The organism is Rhodococcus sp. NPDC055112, assembly GCF_053607505.1.
Window position 1 is genome coordinate 92,116 of record NZ_JBSGTR010000005.1, and the last position, 19,356, is coordinate 111,471.

Consider the following 19,356-nt stretch of genomic DNA (forward strand, 5'->3'; position numbering starts at 1 on the left):
CGGATACGGTGTAGCCGAAAGTTGGAGTGACTGGCTACGTGATCAGAATCGAGCAGGAGTTCACGCCATGAGTGACAGCGCTTCCGGCACGACGCGGGCCAATGTGGAGTCTCGGAAGTTCCCGATCCGTGTGCAGGAGACCGACGACACGATCGCGACACTCAGCGCCGAGTCGCAGGCCGCACTGCGGCAGTTCTCCCTGGAACGAACCATCGGTTACGGTGTCGACCACGCGGACGCAGCCGAGCTCCGGACTCGAGTCCTCGCCGGGCAGTCATGGCAGGATGCCGCCGCGGCGATCGCGCAGACGTGTCTGAACCTGTGTCACGGTGCCGCGCCGCACGCGGTCGCCACCCGGGTCTGCTATTTGCGGCGCGCGTCGGCGCTGACCCGGATCAGTCAGGTGATGATGCTCAGCGATACCGACGAGCGCAGGGAGATCTACGCCCGCGCCTGCGATCTGTACGCGCAGGCCGCACGGCTCGCCGGCGACCGTGAGCACTTCTCGGTCGAGTCCGACGAGGGCCTGCTGTCCGGCTGGCTTGTGCCCGCCGGCCCGGACGCGGTCGCCTCGGCGATCGTGATCGGAGGCGTCGAGGGCTGGGCGATGGACTTCGACAGCATGGGTGCGGCATTGGCGGCCCGCGGTGTCGACGCCTACCTGCTCGACGCGCCGGGACAGGGAGAGTCGCGGATGGTGAACGGGGTCTATCTGACCCGCGGCTGGCTGAACGCATTCCGGCAGGTGATCGACGAGGTGGAACGGCGCGCACCGGGACGGCCCATCGGCATCGTCGGCAACAGCATGGGGGGCAGCCTCGCGATGGCCGTCGCCGTCGCCGATCCGCGGATCGCCGCATGCGGCGACAACGGTGGGATCGCCACCCCGGGCCTGGTGCCGCCGAGCATCGGCACCTTCTTCACCAAGATGATGGCGTTCTGCGCGGGCGAAGACGCCGACCAGACCGCCGCGATCTGGGGGACGGTCGATCCCACGGCTACCGGACCCAACGCGGGCTACCCCTTGCTGATCGTCCACGGCGGCGAAGATCCGCTCGTTTCGGACGAACTCCTTCAGATGGTCAGCAGGCTCGCCCCGACCGACGACCAGGAACTGGTCGTGTTCTCCGACGGCCTCCACTGCATCTACAACCACCTCAAGGACCGCGACATGGTGGTCTCAGACTGGATCCGAGCTCGGCTCGGCGCAGCGGCCACAGCGCACCAGGGCTGAGGCAGCGGTCATGGAGATCGTCGACGCACAGATCCACCTGTGGCAGGGCGATGGTGCTCCTCCACATCACCGCCGGCAGCAGTACTCGATCGAGGATGCGCTGGCCGACATGAACGACGCACAGGTCGACCGGGTCGTCAACTGTCCTGCGGTCTGGGACCCCGCTGCCAACGACTACGCCGTCGAAGCAGCCGAACGGCACCCTGATCGGTTCGCGACCCTTGGCTGGATCCCGCTGGCCGGACCCCCGAATCCCACGACGGTTCACCACTTGCTCGACCGTCCCGGCATGCTCGGACTCCGGTTCGTGGCAATCACCCCGGAACTGATCTCTGGTCTGAACTCCAATGCACTGGACTGGCTATGGGGCATCGCCGATCAACGCGAGATCCCCGTTGGGCTGATGGTGATGCCCGAACATCTGCCACTGGTCGGCGACCTCGCCGCACGCTTCCCCAAGATGCGGATCATGGTGGACCACTTGGCAGTCCTGCCCTTCTACACCTTGCCGCAGGCCGCCGATCACCTTGGCGACCTGCTCGCGCTGGCGTCGCGACCGAACGTCGCGGTCAAGGCGACCGGTGTGCCGAGCATGGCCACGGACCGCTACCCGTTCGCCAGCACGCACGAGGTGCTACGACGCATCTTCGACGCATTCGGAGCCGACCGCATGTTCTGGGGCACGGACATCACTCGGCTTTCCTGCACCTGGCGGGAATGCGTGTCGATGTTCACCGAGGAGCTTCCCTGGCTCGCCGGATCCGACCTCGAATCCGTCATGGGGCGCGGCGTACGCGACTGGATCCGATGGACCTCGCACACATCACCGACGAACAGTCTGACCGGAAGTGAGAAATGAACGTGACCAGCACCATTGACGTCCTGGTGGTCGGGGCAGGGCCGGCGGGACTGGCCTTGGCATGCGACCTGCAGCGCCGCGGCGTAAGCCATCGCGTGATCACCGCTGCCGAAGGCGGATTCGAGGGTTCGCGCGCCAAGGGAGTGCAGCCCCGCACGGTTGAGGTCCTCGACGACCTCGGCGTGCTGCCGTACATCGAGGAGCGCAGCACCCTTTACCCGAAACTCGGACTGCACCTCGGCCCGTTCACGATTCCGAAGGTGATGATCCCGCTGCACGACCGCTCGGAGGACGTGCCGCATCCGAACACGCTGCTGATCGCGCAGTACGACACCGACGCCGCCTTGCGTCGACGGCTCGCAGATCTCGGCGGCGAGGTCGAGTTCGGCACCCGCCTGGTCGCCTTTTCCGACGGTCCCGAGGCCGTCGTCGCAACGGTGATGCACTCGGACGGAAAGGCCGAGGACGTGCGCGCCACCTATCTCGTCGGAGCTGACGGTGGAGGCAGCACCGTGCGCGCGGCCAGTGGTATCGGATTCGCCGGCACAACCGACGAGAAGGACCGGATGATCGTCGCCGACGTGACACTCGAGGGACTCTCGCGCAACCGGTGGCACATCTGGCCGCGCAACGCGGGCAGGTTCATGGCGCTGTGCCCACTGCCCGATGGCAAGTTCCAGTTGATGCTCAAGCTTCGTCCCCACGACAAGGCGGACGTCGGTCAAGTGGCCGTCGAGGCGCTCGTCAGGGACTTCGTCGGCAAGGCCAAGCTCTCCATTCAGGGGATCGGCTGGGCATCGGTGTGGCGCCCAAACATCCGTCTCGCGGAGCGCTACCGCGTCGGGAACGTTCTTCTCGTCGGTGACGCCGCGCATGTCCATCCGCCCACCGGGGGTCAAGGGATGAACACCGGCATCCAGGATTCGTACAACCTCGGGTGGAAGCTCGCGCAGGTCCTCGCAGGCGCGCCCGAAGTCCTACTCGACACGTATGAAGCGGAGCGACGGCCTGTGGCCGCGCGGGTGCTCGGGCTGTCCAGCGAGATATATGCAGCCATGGCCGATCGACCCATGGCCGCCGCCACCCGCGGCGACGAAGAACGCCAGCTGTCGTTGTCCTATGCCGGCGGTCCTCTGGCGTCTGTCACAGACCCGCCGGTGCCGGGCCCGCGGTCTGGTGACCGCGCCCCCGACGCCGAATACGTCGACTCGGACGGCCTGACCACGACACTGCACGAGACGTTCCGTGGACCGCATTTCACTCTCGTGGCACTGGGCGACGGGGCATCGAGCGCGGCTTCGGCACTCGAATGGCCCGACGAGGGCGCTCCGCTCGTGCGGGTTGCCATTCCGCAGCCGGCGGAGGGCCTTCGGCAGATCTATGGCGGCACGGGCCCCATGCAGATCGTCGTTCGCCCCGACGGTTACATCGCGTCGATCGTCCACGGCGCCGGCGGCAATGCGCATCAGGACTTTCTCCGCCTGGCCGTCCCTGGCGTGTCCGGGTAACCGTTCGAGACTCGCGCCGTCGCGCGCCAATCGGTTCGGCACCGAACTCGGACAAGGACCTCGAGGCGCGGGCTTGCGCCTGGCGGGTGGCGTGCGGGTGAGTGCGAACTCGAGGTTCTCGACGAAAGCTAAGTCCTGGGTCTAGACTCAGCACCGTGACATGCACCCTCTCCGAAACCCTCGCCGTGGTCGGCGAGCGATGGGCCCTGCTGATCGTTCGTGAGGTCGCGCTCGGCCTCCGTCGCTTCGACGAGCTGCGGGCCGCCACCGGTGCGCCGCGCGGGGTGCTGTCGGACCGCCTGCAACGGCTCATCGCCGCGGGCGTGCTGGCCACGAGGGACTACCGGGTCCCGGGCAGTCGGGCCAGGCAGGAGTACGTCCTCACCGACGCGGGACTCGACCTGTTGCCGGTGCTGGCCGCGTTCTCCGACTGGGGGGAAAAGCACCTCGCCGACGGCGGGGTGCCCGAAGTGGTCTACCGGCACACGGGCTGCGGCGGCCGGGTGACCGCGCGCCTGGTGTGTGAATGCGGCGGGGACGCGGATGTGCACGACCGAGTCATCGCCCAGGTCAATCGCTGAACCCGACGTCCGACGCTCGAGCACACAAGCAAGTACCGAGACAGCAAGTACCGAGACAAAGGAGTGCTCCATGTCCCTGGCCACCACCACCGATGCCGCCTTCGCCACCGACGTGCTCTCGTCCGAGACGCCCGTCCTCGTCAAGTTCACCGCGAGCTGGTGCCCACCGTGCAAGATGATCGCGCCGGTCCTCGAGCAGATCGCCGACCAGGAGGCAGGTCGCCTCGCCGTCATCGCGTTGGACGTCGACGAGAACCCAGGGACGGCCAGGGAGTATCAGGTGATGAGCATGCCGACCATGGCATTGTTCATCGGCGGCGAAATGGTCACGACGATGGTCGGCGCCAAGCCCCGCGCGGCGATCATGCGGGCGCTGGAGCCGCACCTGCCGGAGGCCTCGCCGCGCACTCGGCGGAGCGGGTGGCGCCGTCCCCGGTAACTTACTGAAAAGTAACCTTACTCAGAAGTCAGTAGTTCTGTTACGCTCACGACCCTGTGACGGGCGCCACGGGGGCGGCGCTCGCGAGGCTCGAGTCACACGCGAGGCGGGAGCGGGATGGCGGCGACTGAAGACCCGGCGGTGGTGCTCGCCGTGCCCGCCGAGGCGGAGCAGGCCGCGGCGCCGAGCACGCCGAACATGTTCGCGCATTTCTCCGCGGAGATGGGCCTGCTGTTCGTGTTCGCCGTCCGGGTGGCCCTCGCCGCGCTGACCAGCGTGCGCCGCCGCAGGCTGGCCTGGCGCGAATGCGTCGACCAGATGTGGTTCCTCGCCCACGTCACCACGGTCGCCTCGGCCCTGGTGATGATCCCGCTCGGCGTGGGGGTCGCGTTGCAGATCGGCTCACTGGCAGACCAGATCGGCGCGGGGGCCTACAGCGGCGCGGTCGTGGCCTTCCTCATCATCGGTCAGGCGGGCCCGCTGGTCTGCGCGCTGATCATCGCGGGCGTCGGCGGATCCGCGATCTGCGCGGACCTGGGCGCCAGGACCATCCGCGAGGAGATCGACGCCCTCGAGGTCCTCGGACTGCCGGTGCTCGAGCGGCTCGTCGTGCCGCGGATGATCGCGATCGCCGTGGTGTGCGTGCTGCTCAACTCGATCGTCCTCGTCATCGGGCTCGGCGCGAGCCTGCTCGTGCACGTGCTCATCCTTGACGGCAACTCCCAGAGCTTCCTGCGCAACGTCGTGCAGTTCAGCCAGCCCGCCGACTTCGTTGTCTCCGGGCTCAAGGCCGTGGCCTTCGCGCTCATCTCGGGAATCGTCGCCAGCTACCGGGGACTGACCGTCAAGAAGGGCGCGCAGGGCGTCGGGGATGCCGTCAACGAGACCGTGGTGCTCTCGTTCATCCTCGTGTTCATCGCGAATCTCGCGATCACCCAGTTCTATCCGCTCTTCGTCTCGGTGAAGGGTGCCTACTGATGCACCTTCCCGTCGCGATCCGCAGCAGGCGATTCGGTCAACGGGCCGTCGCGCTGCTCGCCCGGCTCGGCGAGCAGCTCACCTTCTACGCCCAGGTCGTCGCCGCCGTCCCCGCCACGATCGTCCGCTACTGGCGCGAGGTCATGCGCCTGATCGCCCAGATCGCGTTCGGGTCGGGCACCCTGCTGGCGGGCGGGGGCAGCGTCGTCGTCATCTTCGCGATCTCCTTCTTCGCGGGCTCGCAGATCGGGCTCGAGGGCTATCGCGGGCTCAACCTGGTCGGGCTCGCCCCGCTGTCCGGGGTCATGTCGGCGATCGCGAACACCAGGGAGGTGGCACCGCTCGTCGCCGCGATCACCCTGGCGGCCAAGGTCGGTACGGGTTTCACCGCCCAGCTGGGCGCGATGCGGATCTCGGACGAGATCGATGCGCTCGACGTGATGGCCATCCCGTCGCTGCGGTACCTGGTGACCACCCGGGTGCTCGCGGCCATGATCGCGGTCATCCCGCTCTACCTGGTCGGCCTCTTCGCCTCGTACATGGCGACGGCCCTCGCGGTCGTCGGCGTCAAGGGGCAGTCGGAGGGCACCTACGGCTACTACTTCAGCCTGTTCCTCTCGCCGAACGACATCTGGCTCTCGCTGGTGAAGGTGCTGGTGTTCGCGGTCGTGGTGACGCTGGTGCACTGCTACTACGGGTACACCGCCACCGGCGGGCCGGAGGGCGTCGGCCGGGCCGCAGGGCGGGCGCTGCGCACCAGCATCGTGTTCCTCGCCTTCACCGACGTCGCCATGACCGTCGCGCTGTGGGGGCTTAAGCCGCAGGTGCCGGGGCTGACCGGATGAGCCTGCGGTCGACGGTCCTCGGCGGCGGCACGACCGCACTCGCACTGCGCGGCGCACTCGCGGTGCTGGTGTTCGGCGGTGCCTACGTGTTCCTGTTCGCATGGGGAGCACGGACATTCGAGTCGCCCGCCCGGGTCACCGCGACCGTCCCGGCGAGCGCGGGCGCGTTGAAGGAGGACTCGGCCATCCAGTACCGCGGGGTGAACGTGGGCCGGGTCGAGCGGATCGACGCGGGCACCAGGGCCTCGCTCATCACTCTCGGATTCGACGAGGGGGCGATGGCGAGCATCCCCGCCGACGTCCAGGTGCGGCTCATGCCGCGCACGGTCTTCGGCGACTACTACGTGGACCTGGTGTCCCCGGAATCGGCGGACCGAACCGCCGCGACCCCGTCCCTGCGGCCCGGTGGCACCGTGCAGGCGGACCAGTCGGAGGCCGCCGTCCAGCTGTACCAGGCCTTTTCGCGGATCTACGAGTTGGTCGGGGCGATCGACCCTGCCGACCTCAACGCCGCGCTGACCGCCGTGGCCACCGCGCTCGACGGCGAGGGCGCGCGGCTGGGGGAGTCCATCGACGCGCTGCACCGGACGCTGGTCGCCTCGCAGCCGGTGCTCGACGGCCTCGGTGACGATCTCGACGACATCGCCGAGCTGGCAGGCGAACTCGACGCGGCGGCGCCCGATGTGCTCGCCACCCTGGACAACTCGATCACCGTGTCCCGGACCATCGTGGAGAAGCAGCAGGGCCTGGCCGCCCTGCTCGCGGCGGGCACCCGCACGGCGGAGGAGGCCACCGCCATCGGCGACAACCGGGATCGGATCATCACCCTCGTCGACGACACCGACGGGTTGCTCGACTCGCTCACCGCAAGGCCGGGTCAGATCACCACCGTCTATCGGGGCCTGCAGAACCTGGTGACGACCCTGCCGCCCGCCGTCGCGAGTGGGCCATGGCTGAACTCCGACCTCAAGCTCTCGGCCAGGGACCTGCAACCGTATTGGAAGGCGCAGTGCCCTACCTACGGTGACCTCGAGGGGCCGAGCTGCACGCAGACGGCGCCGAACCCGCTCGCGCCGCTGCTCGGCGGAACCGTTGGCCCGGTGGGCAGCCCCGCGGAGAGGTCACAGATGTCCCGGTTGTTCGGGACCAGCGGCGATCTCGAGTCGGTGATCGCCGGGCCGATCCTGCGCGGCACCACGGTGGTGCGCTGATGTCGGTCCGGTCCAGTCTCATCCGCTTCGCGGTCTTCGCCGCGCTGTCGCTGGCCAGCACCCTCGTCGTGTTCAGCACGCTCATCAACCCCGTCGCGGGGGCGTCGTCCGAGTACCGGGCGGTGTTCACCGACAGCACCGGACTGGTGCCGGGCAGCGACGTGCAGATCTCCGGCGTGCGCGTCGGCCGGGTGAACGGCGTCGACCTGGTGGACAACCAGGCGGTGGTGACCTTCCGGATGGAGGCCGACCAGCGGATCCCGATCGACGGCAGGGCCGTGGTCCGCTACGCCGACCTGCTCGGGGCGCGCGCGGTGACCATCGAACCCGGGCCGAGCGGCCCGATGACGTCCGAATTCCTTTCGCCCGGTTCGACGATCCCCGTCGAGCGCACCCAGCCGGCGCTGGACCTGACCTCGGTCCTCGGCGGATTCCGCCCGCTGTTCGACGCGCTCGACCCGGCCGGGGTGAACCAGCTCGCGACGGAGATCGTCCGGGTGTTCCAGGGACAGGGCGCCACCATGGAGAGCCTGCTGCGCCGCACCGTCGCCGTCACGGAGAACCTCGCCTCGAAGGACGCGATCATCGACGAGCTGATCGCGAACCTGGGCGGCGTGCTGAAGGTGACCGTCGACAACCGCCCGAACTTCGTCGAGCTGATCGACTCGTTGAACACGCTCGTCGGCGGGCTGGCGCAGGACCGCGACCAGATAGCCGACGCCGTGGATTCGGCAGGGGCCCTTGCGAACAACCTGGCGGGGGTCTTCGACAGGGTGGAGCCCGACCTGGCGCCGACCCTGCGCTCGCTCGACGCGACCGCGGACGTCGTGGTCGCCAATCAGGCCGCCCTGAACGAGGGCACCGTGGCCTTCGACCAGCTGTTCACCAAGCTCGGTGTCGCCGCGAGCTACGGAAGCTGGGTCAACATCTACCTCTGCAACGTCCGGTGGAGCGCCCTCGACCGGTCGGTGTCGCTCGAGGGACCGCAGCGATCGGCGGTGTGCCGATGAACTGGTTGACGGTCAAACACCCGGCCAGGGCCGGGGTGATCTGTGTGTTCGTCGCGCTGGGGGTCATCGCGGCCGCGCTGGCCGTCCCCAAGCTGATCCTGTCGCTGCGGACCGCCGAGTACCACGCCCTTGTCGCCAACGCGACCGGACTCGCGCCGGCGGACACCGTCAACGTCGCCGGGGTGCCGAGCGGGGTGGTGACCTCGATGACCGTGCGCGGCAACACCGTCGACGTCGGCTTCCGGCTGGACGACGGCGTCGTGCTCGGTGACCGGACGTCGGCGGAGATCAAGATCTACACCCTGCTCGGCCGCCGATCCCTCGACATCGTCCCCGCGGGCCAGGGGCGGATGGCGCCGGGCGGGGCCATCCCCCTCGAGCGGACGAGCGTCCCGTTCACGCTCGACGACCTGGGCCGGGGTGCCAAGGACACCACCGAGAACCTCGATCTCGAACAGCTGCGGGCGATGGTCGAGACGATAGGGCAGGTCGCCCCCGACGATCCCGAGCTGATCGGGCGGTCGTTGGAGGGCATCACGACGGTGAACGAGGCCGTCACCCGCAACTCGGAGTCGATCGGAGCGCTGCTGAGCAGCGCACAGGCCACCACGCAGACCCTGGTCGACCAGAAGGACACCCTGGTGACCCTTTTGGGCAACGCCGAACTGCTCACCAGCACGCTGGCCGACCGCCGCGCCGTGATCGGGTCGCTCATCGCCGACATCAACCGGCTCACCACCGCGGCGAGCCAGTTCCTCGGGGAGAACCAACCGCTGCTGGACTCCGTGCTCACCGAGCTCGATGCCGTCACGGCCGTCCTCACCGAGAACGAACAGACCCTCACCACCCTGCTGGAGAACTTCGCGCCGAGCGTCCGCTACATCACCAACGCGACGGGCAACGGGAACTGGCTCGATCTCAACTCCCCGTCCACCCTGATCGGCGACAACTGGCTCTGCGTGTCCGGACTCGTCCAGGGGTGCAAGTGATGCGGCGGGCCATCGGATGGCGCATCGGTGCCCTCGCCGCGGTGGTGGCGGTCGCGGCGGGGCTCGTCTACTACGTGGTGCGGCCGGAGGCGACGATGACGATCACCGCCGAGTTCGCGCAGACGGACGCCGTGTTCCCGGGCAACCGGGTGACCGTGCTCGGCGTGCCAACGGGGCGGATCGAGACGGTCACCCCGGCGGGCTCACGCGTGCGGGTCACGATGAGTCTGCCGCGGGGGACGAAGATCCCGGCGGACGCGCAGGCCTGGGTGATGTCGCCGTCGGTGGTCAGCGACCGCACGGTGGAGCTCGACCCCGGTTACGTCGACGGACCGAGCCTGCCGGACGGCGCGGTGATCCCGCTCGAGCGCACGCACTCTCCGCTCTCCTGGGATCAGTTGACCCGGTCGGTCAACGAGCTCACCCTTGCCCTCAACCCCGAGGCGGCCGCACCGGGCGCGGGGATCGGCGAACTGCTGCACACCACGGCCAACGCCTTCGAGGGGAACGGTCAGCCCTTCCACGACGCGGTCACGACGATCACCCAGGCCACGTCGGTGGTCGCCGGGAAGTCCGCGGACATCACGCAGCTCGTCGACGGTCTCAACGTGTTGGTGCAGGCGATCTCCGACAACCAGGGCACCGTCAACTCGCTCGTCGACTCGATCACGGTCACCGCAGACGAGTTCTCCGGGCAGCGCGAGGACATCACCGGTGCACTGTCCTCGCTGACCGAGCTGCTCGGGCAGGTCTCGGCGCTGCTGTCCGTGCACGGCGCAGGCCTGACCTCCGATGTGGCCCAGCTGGCGCAGCTGACCGGCGCGATCGCCACCAAGCAGAACCAGCTCGCGGAGATCCTCGACACGGCGCCAACGGGATTCGAGAACGTGTCCAACCTCGTGACCGACGACGGCAGGGCACGGGTCCGGCTCAATGTGTCGACGAATCTCTCGCAGTTCCCCGCGACGAAGGCGCTGTGTGAGAAGCTCCCGATCCCGATGTGTCAGGGGCCGGGGCTGGTCAACCCGATCGAGTTCCCCCCGAACCTCGAGGGCACCGACCTGAGCTACCTGTTCGCAGGGGGCAAGTGATGGGCCGCGTGACCGCCTGTGCCGCTGGGTTCCTCGCGGCCGCCGTCCTGTCCGGGTGCGGTGCGAACTTCCAGCACCTCCCGGTGGGGCGCGACGTGGACGGCCCGTCGTACCCGATCGCGTTCGAGTTCACCGACGCCTCGCTGCTGCCGGTCGGCGGCGAGGTGCGGATCGGTCAGGCCGTGGTCGGCCGGGTGAGCTCGATGACGGTGGATCGGTTCCAGGCCGTGGTGCGGGCCAACATTCGCGAGGACATCCGACTGCCCGTCGGGACCACCGCCCGCATCGAGCTGACCACCCCCATCGGGGATGCGTTCGTCAACCTGAGGGTTCCGGATCAGGCCGACGCGCGGACCATCCCGGCGGGCGCGACGATCGACGCCGCCGACACCGCCCGCGGACCGGACGTCGCGCAGTTGCTCTCCGTCGTCGGAACGATGCTCAACGGCAGCGGGATCGCACAGGTCAAGACCATCGTCGAGGAGTCGAACCAGATCCTCTCCGGCCGCGAGGACCTGATCCGGGACCTGTTGGGACGGGTGGACCGCCTGCTCGGCACCCTCGAGGGCAGGAGGGATTCGATCAACGGGGCCATCGACTCACTCGATCGGCTGTCCGCGACGGTCTCGGCCGAGAGCGCGACCATCGACCAGGGCCTGCGGGCGGCAGCGCCCGCCGTCGACGTGCTCACCGAGCAGCGGCAGGCCATCGCGACGCTCCTCGACAAGTCCCACGCACTGAGCGTGCAGACGAACGCGGTGCTGGAGCAGTCCGGCGATCAGATCGTCGACATCGTCGGCAACCTCACCCCGATCCTGGACCAGTTCGCGGCGATGGGCCCGACGCTCTCGGACACGATGGGCAAGCTGGAGGGCGCGCGGGACCTGGTGCTGCGCGCCGCCCCCGGCGACTACGTCAACATCGACCTGAACGTCGACCTCGGGGCTTCGGTGCGCGGACTGCTCAGCGAGGTCATCCCGGGGGCGGCGCCGCCCGTGCCCGCGCCGCCCGTGGCCCTGCCCGCGTCGCAGCATCCCGCGATCGAGGGCCTGTCCCAGCTCGTGACGGGCGGCACGCGATGAAGAAGCGCACCGTCTACTTCGAGATCGTCGCCTTCCTGGTCCTCGCCGTGGTGAGCACCGTCTACGTGGTCAAACAGGTCGGCGGGCCGGATCCGCTCCGCGGCTCCTACGAGGTCACGGTGCAGATGGACAACAGCGCCGGGATCGCGGAGGGCTCGGAGGTGGCCTACCGCGGCGTCACCGTCGGCAAGGTCGCCGGCGTCGAGTTGGCGCCGGACCGATCCACCGTCGACCTCACCCTGACGCTGCGGCGGAACGTCGAGATTCCCGCGGACTCGCACGCGGCGGTCGCCCAGGACACCGCGGCGCCCGTCCTCAAGGTGCAGCTGTCCTCGGACTCGGACGCTGGCCCCTTCCTGGGACAGGGGTCGCTGATCCCCAGGGAACACACCAGCATCCCGGTCCCGCTCGGCACCGTGATCACGAACTTCAACGCGATCGCGGACACCGTGGCGCCCGCGGACCTGCAGACGCTCGCCAAGGAGCTCGGTGACGGCCTGCGCGGGGTGGGCCCGGACCTCCGGACGACGGTGGAGAACTTCGGCTCCATCGTGTCGATGATCGAGCTGAACCAGCCGAAGATCGTGTCGATGGTGGACAACTCGCGGGACCTGTTCGAGGCGAACGAGCAGAACGTGCGGGCCCTCCCACAGATCGCGGCGTCGTTGCGGCAGATCACCGATCAGGTGCGCGAGGCCGATCCCGAGATCCGCCTGCTGCTCGACGAGACGCCCGCGATCCTGGCCGATCAGGTGGTTCCGTTCCTGGCGCAGAACCGGGAGTCCTTCACGCTGCTGCTCGCCAACTCGCTGGTCTCCTCGCAGATCGTCGCGGCCCGCATGCCCGCGGTCGACGCGTTGCTGGTCGCCGTCCCGAACGGGTTCACCAAGCTCGGCAGCATCGTCCGCGACGGTCGCGCCCAGCTCGACCTCGTGACCGCGGTGGGACCGGTCTGCTTCTACGACACCGAGCGGCGGTCGGTGCAGGACATCACCCCCCGCGAGCTGAACCGGGACCAGTACTGCACCGACGAGTCGGGCCGGATACAGAAGCGTGGCTCGCAGAACGTGCCGCGCCCGGACTCGTCGACTGCGCCGCCGCAGTCGGACTCGGCCGGGGGAGTGCGGGAGTTCGCGGGCGTCACCTCCTACGACCCGGCCTCGGGTCGGATCCCGGCGGGCGACGGCACGGCTGTCCGAATGGGCCTGGCGGGCGGGCAGAAACAGATCCTCGGTGACCAATCGTGGGCAGCTCTACTACTACAGGGAACGCAATGAGTGACAGCGAGACAACCACAGTCGAACCAGCGGTCGAGCCGGACACGGGAACCACCGGGCAGGACAAGGGCCGGCGCCTCACGCGACGCGCGCCGGCGGCACTCGCCGCCGGGGTGGTCCTGCTCGGCCTCCTCGGCTGGGGTTCGTACACCATCTGGGCGAACCATCAGCAGGAGCAGGCCAGGACGGACGCCCTCGACGCGGGTCGGCGGTTCGCCACCGATCTGGCGACGTACAGCTTCGAGAACCTCGACAACAACCTGTCCGTGGTCCGGGGGAACTCGGTGGGCGAGTTCGCCGGGCAGTACACGCAGGTGGCGTCGAACCTCAAGGACATGATCGTGCAGTACAAGGCCACCTCGTCGGCCGAGATCATCGCGGCCGGGCTCGCCGAGACCGGCAGCGACAAGGCGGAGGTGATCGTGTTCCTCGACCAGACCGTCACCAATTCCAACTCGCCGGAACCGAGGGTGGACCGAAACCGCATGCAGCTCTCCCTCGTCCGCGACGGCGGTGAGTGGAAGCTCGCCAACGTCCAGTTGCTCTAGCCGTATCCACACCCAGGAGGACAGATGAGTCGTAGAAAGCGCAGGGCAGCAGAGGCTCTGGTGGCAGGAAGGGAGCCGAAGAACCCGGTCGTCATCCGGGCCCGCAGCGCGGACAGTGTTCCCGCGAGGGTGCTCGGGGTGGCCCTGGCAGGCGCCGGTGCCGCGCACTTCACCGCGCCGCGCGCGTTCGATGGGCTGACCGCGAAGGCCTTCCCCCGCGAGACGCGGCAGTGGACCTACCGCAACGGCGCGACCGAGCTGCTCCTCGGGCTGGCGATCGTCTACCGCCGGACCAGGGTCCTCGGCTCGGTCGGGCTGTTCGCCTACACCGCCTGGCTCGGCGGTCAGCTGGCCCGCCGCCGCTGAGCCGCCGAGTGTGCAGCTGCGGGGGCATCGGTCGAGTGGGAATGTCGGGAGGTGCACACTCGGCGGGTGGTGGTGGACTAGCGGACCGGTGTCCGAGCCGGGCTGCGCTTCCCGAAATCGCTCGCGACCAGGTAGTCCACCCACGCCCGGATCGCCTGCGGCAGGGGAGGGAACGCCAGTCCGGCGCGCTCGGCGAGTGCCCGCGCGGAGTCGGTCGGATACCGGTCGGCGGAGAGGAAGCCGAGGGTCTCCGGGTCCGCACCGGTCAGCTTCGCCGGCAGCCGCCGGATCACCGCGACCGGCACGTGGAATCGAGGCGGTCGCACGTCGAGGGTGTGCGCGACGTCGCGGAGCAGGTCGCCCAGCAGCGGCGTGTCCTCGTCGAGAACCCACAGCGCCGCACCGGGTTCCGCGTGCTCGGGCACGGCGGCGAGGAACCGGGCGAAGTAGTCCGCGGTGACCACCGGGACCCAGACGTCCTTGCCGCCGGGGATCACCGGGAGCTTGCCGCGGTGGAGGTCGCGCACCATGTCGGCCAGTCCGATGAACTGGGTGGTCTCGCCGGTGCCGGAGTCGCCGATGACGGTCGACGGGTTGACGATCGCGTACGGAATGCCGTTGGCCTCGGCGTGATCGCGCACGGCGTGGTCGGCCTCGACCTTGCTGGCCTCGTAGGCGCCCTTGTCGCGGTAGAGCGTCGCGTTCACGGTGGCGCCCGCCACGCGGTACCCGCTGATGTGCACGAAACGTCGCAGCTGCGGCAGTGCCTGCGCCCAGCGCAGCGCGGCCACGGCCCCGTCGACGTTGACCGCGCGGGCCTCGGTCTCGGTGAGCCCGAAGGCGAACCGGCCGCCCAGGTTGTAGACGTCGCGCACGGTGGGCAGCGGTTCCAGGCCGAGACCCGGCGCGGTCAGGTCCCCGTCGACGACGCTCAGCAGCTCGGTGTTCCCGCCGTGCGCGTCCACCCAGCCGCGGAGTTCGTCGCCGCGTTCGGCCGCATTCCTGACCATGGCGGCGACGTGCCTGCCCTGTCGGGTGAGTTCGGGGATCAGCCACCGGCCGATCAGCCCGGTGGAGCCGATGACGAGGGTGTCGGGCGTGCTCATGAGTCCTCCAGTAGCTTGCGGACGGCGCGGATCGCCGCGTCGATGGGTTCGCGGGACCGCCGGACCCGGCCGACGAGGAGTGCACCCTCGATGAGGGCGAAGACCTCGGTGGCCAGCGCGGCGTCGCCGAGGAGGTCCGCGAGGGAGGCCTCCCAGCCGGCGTAGATCTCGGCACATACCCCGCCGAGTGGGTCGGTGCCCGCCGTCTCGAGGGCGACCGTCGCGATCGGGCAACCCTTGGTGAAGTCGGACGCGACCTGCCGGTCGGCGAGCGCCTCCAGGATCCGGGCGATGACGTCCGCGGGCGAGCCGCCGAGGGAGCCGGCCATCAGGTCGTCGAGCGTCCCCGCGCTCTGCCGGAGCGCTGCCTCGACCAGCTCGTCCTTGCCGCCGGGGAAGTGGAAGTAGAGCGAACCGCGCGGCGCCCCGCTTCGTTCGAGCACCTCGGTGACGCCGGTCGCCGCCACGCCCTTCTCCTCGACCGCGGCCGCCGTGACCGTGATCATCCGCAGCCTGGTCTCCTCGCCCTTCTTCATGCGTCCAATATAGACCGGTCTACATATTTTGCAAGGGTGACCGGCCCGCTGGCGGCCCGGAGTGGTTTATCGGGACTGGCCCTTTCGGAGCTGGCCGATGACGTCAGGGGTGAGCCGGCGGGTCAATTCCTCGAGCAATGCGGTCACCTCGCCGACCGCCCGGGTGTCCTCGGTCCCCATGGTGGTGGCGAGCGCGGTCTCGATCGATGCCGCCCTGACCTCGATCATCCGGTCGGACACCTCCGCGGCCGGGTGAATGAGCACGCGCCGCCGATCGTCGGGATCGGGCTGCGTGGTGATCGCCTCCGCCTCCTTTAGGCGTGCGACGGCGCCGGACACCGCGCTCTGTGGGAATCCGGTGCGCGCCGCGATCTCGCCGACGGCGCAACCGGGGTGATCGCGGATGTCGCTCGCGACGATCAGCACGGTGCGGGTGCCGGTCGGGTGTCGGCCGATGCCGTCGGTTGGCAACGCCTCCTCGCCGATCTTCATCAGGGTGCGCCCCAGCAGGAACAGTTCGATGCCGTTCATGTCCGCATTATTGCATCGAAATAGATGCATCAAATGTGATACATCTATTGTGATACTTACTGACGAGAGGAGTGCACGATGAACGTGGGCAGCCAGACGGGGACCCGATCGGGATCACTGCGTGTCGAGGGCGCGTCCCTGTATTTCGAGGTCCGGGGCGCCGGTCCCGTCCTGTTGATCTCGCAGAGCGGGGAAGGGGATGCGGGTCGCAGCCGGGACCTGGTCGACCGGCTGGTGGCGGATTACACAGTGGTCACGTACGACCGGCGCGGCCTGTCCAGGAGCGCCGTCGACGATCCCGAAGGCGTCGTGACGCTTGCCCAGCACGCCGAGGACGTCCATCGCCTGCTCGCGGAGGTGACCGACGAGCCGGCCCGGATGCTCGGGTGCAGCCTGGGTGCCTCGATCGGACTCCACGTCGCGGTCTGTCATCCGGAGCAGCTCGCGACCCTCGTCGCCCACGAACCGGTCAGCCCGCGACTGCTGCCGGTCGAGCGGCGGGCCGGGCACCTGGACGAGCTGGCCGAGATCCAACGGGTTCATCGCACCGACGGACTGGCGGGAACCCTGCAGCTCGTCGCGAAGGTCCTCGGCATCGACCCGCGCAGCACGGAGGTCGAACCGGACCTGACGCCGATGCCGATGTCGCCGCAGCGAATCCGCAACTTCGACTTCTTTGTCGAGCACGACTTCTCCGCGATCATTCGGGACACGCTCGACGTCGCCGCGGTCGGCCGAACGCCGACCCGCATCGTCCCCGCCGTGGGCCGGGCGACTCCGGAGACCGTCTTCGACCGAGCGTGCGCGGTTGCCCTGGCCGACCTGCGTGGGGAAGAGGTCCGCGTGTTTCCCGGCGGCCACAACGGCAACACGAGCCACCCGAGCGCGTACGCCGAAGCCCTCCGCGCCGCGCTGAACTGACGGCGGGCGGAGGTCAGGTCAGCGCCGCCCGCACCAGCGGCAGGTGGCGAAGCGGGATCTGGTTCTCCAGGGCGATCACCGTGGACGACCGCAGGACGTTCAGCCCGTCCACGATCTCGTTGATCACCCGCTGCAGGTCCGAGTGCGTCCGCGCCACCACTCGGATCAGCACGTCGCCCGCGCCGGTGGTGGTGTGGGCCTCGAGCACCTCGGGGATCCCGGCGAGGTGCTCGACGACCGCGCGGTGCCCCCTGCCCTGGACGATCTCCAGCGTGGCGAACGCGGTGACCGGGAAGCCGAGGGCCTCGGCATTGAGGGTCGGGGCCAGGCTGTCGATCACGCCGTCGCGTTCGAGCCGGTTCAGGCGGGCCTGCACGGTGCCGCGGGCGATGCCAAGCCGGCGGGACGCCTCCAGTACCCCCACCCGCGGCTCGGCGTGCAGGAGCTCCAGCAGGTCGGCGTCGAGGCGATCGATGCTCATCGGTGCGCTCCTGGTCATTTTGTCCAACAATTCACCGTCACGCTCCAGCATTCTGTACATATTGAGCAGCGTCAATCCTCATCGTTGCGTAGGTGAGGGGCCGAGGTCACAGTGAAATCATGACCATCGCGGACATTCGGTTGACCCCGCGCGAGCGCGCCGCGCACCTGCGCGCGAACGATCTGCACCGGCTCGTCGGGCTGGTCGAACACGACGACGCGGCCGATCCCTTCCCCGTGGTCGGGATGGACGCGGTGGTGTTCGTCTGCGGCAACGCCACCCAGAGCGCCCACTACTTCGTCTCGACCTGGGGCATGACCCTGGTCGCGTACGCGGGGCCGGAAACCGGTCAGCGCGACCGCAAGTCGTTCGTGCTCGAGTCCGGTTCCGTCCGGTTCGTCCTCGAGGGGGCGGTCAGTCCCGACAGTCCGCTCGCCGATCGGCACCGCCGAAACGGCGACGGCGTGGTCGACCTGGCGCTGGAGGTGCTCGACGTGGACCGCTGCATCGAGCGGGCGAGGTCGCAGGGCGCCACCGTGCTCGAGGAGCCGCACGACGTCACCGACGAGTTCGGCACGGTGCGCCGCGCCGCCATCGCCACCTACGGCAGCACCCGACACACGCTCGTCGACCGCAGTCGCTACGACGGGGTGTACCTGCCCGGATTCGCCCCGCGCAGTTCGGGATTCGTCCGTCGCCCCGGTGCGCCCGAGCGTCTCGTCCAGGCGCTCGACCACGCCGTCGGCAACGTCGAGATGGGCCGGATGGATCACTGGGTCCGCTTCTACAACCGGGTCATGGGCTTCACCAACATGGCCGAGTTCGTCGGCGACGACATCGCCACCGAGTATTCGGCGCTGATGTCCAAGGTCGTCGCGAACGGCAACCATCGGGTCAAGTTCCCGCTCAACGAGCCTGCGCCGGGAAAGAAGAAGTCGCAGATCGACGAGTACCTCGAGTTCTACGGCGAACCCGGCTGCCAGCACCTCGCCCTGGCGACCAGCGACATCCTGCGCACGGTCGATGCGCTGCGCGCGGAGGGCGTCGAGTTCCTTGACACACCCGACGCCTACTACGACGACCCCGAGCTGCGGGCCAGGATCGGTCGGGTGCGGGTGCCCGTCGCGGAACTCAAACGCCGCGGCGTGCTGGTGGACCGGGACGAGGACGGCTACCTGCTGCAGATCTTCACCAAGCCGCTCGGTGACCGGCCGACCCTGTTCTTCGAGCTGATCGAGCGGCACGGCTCGCTCGGCTTCGGCAAGGGCAACTTCCGGGCCCTGTTCGAGTCGATCGAGCGCGAGCAGGCGGCGCGCGGAAACCTCTAGTCCGGACGGCCGTGACCGGATCGGTACTCGTTGCGCTGGCGAACTGTGCACTAGTCGTGTTCTATCGAGTACTTATGAGCTCAGTCACCCGCATCGTTGCCGGATCACTCGGAGCAATCGCCATCGCCGCCGGTACGGCCGCGACGGCCACGGCCGCCCCCGCGGCATCCGCCGCCCCGTACACCTTGCTGGTCGACGGCAGTCACACCGAGTACCAGGTCAACCCGGTACTCACCGAGGACGACGTGCTGAACACCAACAAGGACTTCACCTCGGTGCCCGGCGTCCGCGCGCACAGCATCGACGGCAGGAACTTCTCCTTCTACCGGCTCGTCGACGGCGCCCGGATCGGGATGGTCCGGATCAACGAGGTCTGCCTGCCGACCGGCGTCTGCCACGGCCTGATCGTGGACGGCCCCAGCCCGGTCTTCTGAG

22 protein-coding genes are annotated in these 19,356 nt (G+C 69.0%); 18 read left to right on the plus strand and 4 right to left on the minus strand.

Annotated elements, in window-relative coordinates; translation table 11 throughout:
* The first annotated feature begins 67 nt into the window (after nucleotides 1–67).
* The 15 genes from ACWFRB_RS04375 (at nucleotide 68) to ACWFRB_RS04445 (ending at nucleotide 14,018) form a co-directional block, all read left to right on the plus strand.
* Nucleotides 68–1,234 (plus strand): alpha/beta hydrolase, encoded by a 1,167-nt coding sequence (locus ACWFRB_RS04375; RefSeq protein WP_452639119.1) that lies wholly within the window; start codon nucleotides 68–70, stop codon nucleotides 1,232–1,234.
* Nucleotides 1,235–1,244: 10 nt separating this feature from the next.
* Nucleotides 1,245–2,093, plus strand: a complete 849-nt coding sequence (locus tag ACWFRB_RS04380; RefSeq protein WP_452639121.1) for an amidohydrolase family protein — start codon at nucleotides 1,245–1,247, stop codon at nucleotides 2,091–2,093.
* Nucleotides 2,094–2,095: 2 nt separating this feature from the next.
* Nucleotides 2,096–3,601: an FAD-dependent monooxygenase gene (locus ACWFRB_RS04385; protein WP_452639123.1), complete on the plus strand. Its 1,506-nt coding sequence runs from the start codon at nucleotides 2,096–2,098 to the stop codon at nucleotides 3,599–3,601.
* Between the two features lie 155 nt (nucleotides 3,602–3,756).
* Nucleotides 3,757–4,182: a winged helix-turn-helix transcriptional regulator gene (locus ACWFRB_RS04390; protein ID WP_077040672.1), complete on the plus strand. Its 426-nt coding sequence runs from the start codon at nucleotides 3,757–3,759 to the stop codon at nucleotides 4,180–4,182.
* A 70-nt stretch (nucleotides 4,183–4,252) separates the two neighbouring features.
* Nucleotides 4,253–4,621: a thioredoxin gene (gene trxA / locus ACWFRB_RS04395; RefSeq protein ID WP_452639124.1), complete on the plus strand. Its 369-nt coding sequence runs from the start codon at nucleotides 4,253–4,255 to the stop codon at nucleotides 4,619–4,621.
* 117 nt (nucleotides 4,622–4,738) lie between these two features.
* Nucleotides 4,739–5,599, plus strand: coding sequence for an MlaE family ABC transporter permease (locus ACWFRB_RS04400; RefSeq protein ID WP_452639126.1), 861 nt, complete (start codon nucleotides 4,739–4,741; stop codon nucleotides 5,597–5,599).
* Complete coding sequence (locus tag ACWFRB_RS04405) at nucleotides 5,599–6,444, plus strand: MlaE family ABC transporter permease (protein WP_452639128.1); 846 nt, start codon at nucleotides 5,599–5,601, stop codon at nucleotides 6,442–6,444. The genes ACWFRB_RS04400 and ACWFRB_RS04405 overlap by 1 nt, the downstream gene beginning before the upstream one ends.
* A complete protein-coding gene (locus ACWFRB_RS04410; RefSeq protein ID WP_452639129.1) occupies nucleotides 6,441–7,655 on the plus strand; it encodes an MCE family protein in 1,215 nt (404 codons plus the stop codon). The genes ACWFRB_RS04405 and ACWFRB_RS04410 overlap by 4 nt, the downstream gene beginning before the upstream one ends.
* Nucleotides 7,655–8,665 carry an MCE family protein gene (locus tag ACWFRB_RS04415; RefSeq protein WP_452639131.1) on the plus strand — a complete coding sequence of 337 codons (1,011 nt, stop codon included), beginning with the start codon at nucleotides 7,655–7,657 and terminating at the stop codon, nucleotides 8,663–8,665. Before ACWFRB_RS04410 ends, ACWFRB_RS04415 begins: the two co-directional genes overlap by 1 nt.
* The gene (locus ACWFRB_RS04420) at nucleotides 8,662–9,654 is read left to right on the plus strand and encodes an MCE family protein (RefSeq protein ID WP_452639133.1); all 993 of its coding nucleotides are present in this window, start codon (nucleotides 8,662–8,664) and stop codon (nucleotides 9,652–9,654) included. Before ACWFRB_RS04415 ends, ACWFRB_RS04420 begins: the two co-directional genes overlap by 4 nt.
* Nucleotides 9,654–10,745, plus strand: a complete 1,092-nt coding sequence (locus tag ACWFRB_RS04425; protein WP_452639135.1) for an MCE family protein — start codon at nucleotides 9,654–9,656, stop codon at nucleotides 10,743–10,745. The genes ACWFRB_RS04420 and ACWFRB_RS04425 overlap by 1 nt, the downstream gene beginning before the upstream one ends.
* A complete protein-coding gene (locus ACWFRB_RS04430; RefSeq protein WP_452639136.1) occupies nucleotides 10,745–11,827 on the plus strand; it encodes an MCE family protein in 1,083 nt (360 codons plus the stop codon). Before ACWFRB_RS04425 ends, ACWFRB_RS04430 begins: the two co-directional genes overlap by 1 nt.
* A complete protein-coding gene (locus tag ACWFRB_RS04435; protein WP_452639138.1) occupies nucleotides 11,824–13,104 on the plus strand; it encodes an MlaD family protein in 1,281 nt (426 codons plus the stop codon). The genes ACWFRB_RS04430 and ACWFRB_RS04435 overlap by 4 nt, the downstream gene beginning before the upstream one ends.
* Nucleotides 13,101–13,652, plus strand: a complete 552-nt coding sequence (locus ACWFRB_RS04440; RefSeq protein ID WP_452639140.1) for a hypothetical protein — start codon at nucleotides 13,101–13,103, stop codon at nucleotides 13,650–13,652. The genes ACWFRB_RS04435 and ACWFRB_RS04440 overlap by 4 nt, the downstream gene beginning before the upstream one ends.
* A 24-nt stretch (nucleotides 13,653–13,676) precedes the next feature.
* On the plus strand, nucleotides 13,677–14,018 hold the full coding sequence (locus ACWFRB_RS04445; protein ID WP_452639142.1) for a hypothetical protein: 342 nt from the start codon (nucleotides 13,677–13,679) through the stop codon (nucleotides 14,016–14,018).
* A 77-nt stretch (nucleotides 14,019–14,095) separates the two neighbouring features.
* Here the strand turns inward: ACWFRB_RS04445 and ACWFRB_RS04450 are convergent, their stop codons facing one another.
* From ACWFRB_RS04450 to ACWFRB_RS04460, 3 genes are all read right to left on the minus strand, one after another.
* Complete coding sequence (locus ACWFRB_RS04450) at nucleotides 14,096–15,124, minus strand: SDR family oxidoreductase (RefSeq protein ID WP_452639143.1); 1,029 nt, start codon at nucleotides 15,122–15,124, stop codon at nucleotides 14,096–14,098.
* Complete coding sequence (locus ACWFRB_RS04455) at nucleotides 15,121–15,660, minus strand: TetR/AcrR family transcriptional regulator (RefSeq protein WP_452639145.1); 540 nt, start codon at nucleotides 15,658–15,660, stop codon at nucleotides 15,121–15,123. The genes ACWFRB_RS04450 and ACWFRB_RS04455 overlap by 4 nt, the downstream gene beginning before the upstream one ends.
* Nucleotides 15,661–15,726: 66 nt before the next feature.
* The gene (locus tag ACWFRB_RS04460) at nucleotides 15,727–16,191 is read right to left on the minus strand and encodes a MarR family winged helix-turn-helix transcriptional regulator (protein ID WP_452639147.1); all 465 of its coding nucleotides are present in this window, start codon (nucleotides 16,189–16,191) and stop codon (nucleotides 15,727–15,729) included.
* Nucleotides 16,192–16,269: 78 nt separating this feature from the next.
* Here ACWFRB_RS04460 and ACWFRB_RS04465 point away from each other — a divergent pair, with 78 nt between their 5' ends.
* Nucleotides 16,270–17,112, plus strand: a complete 843-nt coding sequence (locus ACWFRB_RS04465; protein WP_452639149.1) for an alpha/beta fold hydrolase — start codon at nucleotides 16,270–16,272, stop codon at nucleotides 17,110–17,112.
* A 13-nt stretch (nucleotides 17,113–17,125) separates the two neighbouring features.
* Here the strand turns inward: ACWFRB_RS04465 and ACWFRB_RS04470 are convergent, their stop codons facing one another.
* Complete coding sequence (locus ACWFRB_RS04470) at nucleotides 17,126–17,593, minus strand: Lrp/AsnC family transcriptional regulator (protein ID WP_452639150.1); 468 nt, start codon at nucleotides 17,591–17,593, stop codon at nucleotides 17,126–17,128.
* 119 nt (nucleotides 17,594–17,712) lie between these two features.
* On the opposite strand from ACWFRB_RS04470, the gene hppD reads away from it, so the two are divergent.
* Nucleotides 17,713–18,921: a 4-hydroxyphenylpyruvate dioxygenase gene (hppD, locus tag ACWFRB_RS04475; RefSeq protein WP_452639151.1), complete on the plus strand. Its 1,209-nt coding sequence runs from the start codon at nucleotides 17,713–17,715 to the stop codon at nucleotides 18,919–18,921.
* A gap of 74 nt (nucleotides 18,922–18,995) precedes the next feature.
* Nucleotides 18,996–19,355: a hypothetical protein gene (locus ACWFRB_RS04480; RefSeq protein WP_452639152.1), complete on the plus strand. Its 360-nt coding sequence runs from the start codon at nucleotides 18,996–18,998 to the stop codon at nucleotides 19,353–19,355.
* The last annotated feature ends 1 nt before the right edge of the window (nucleotide 19,356 follow it).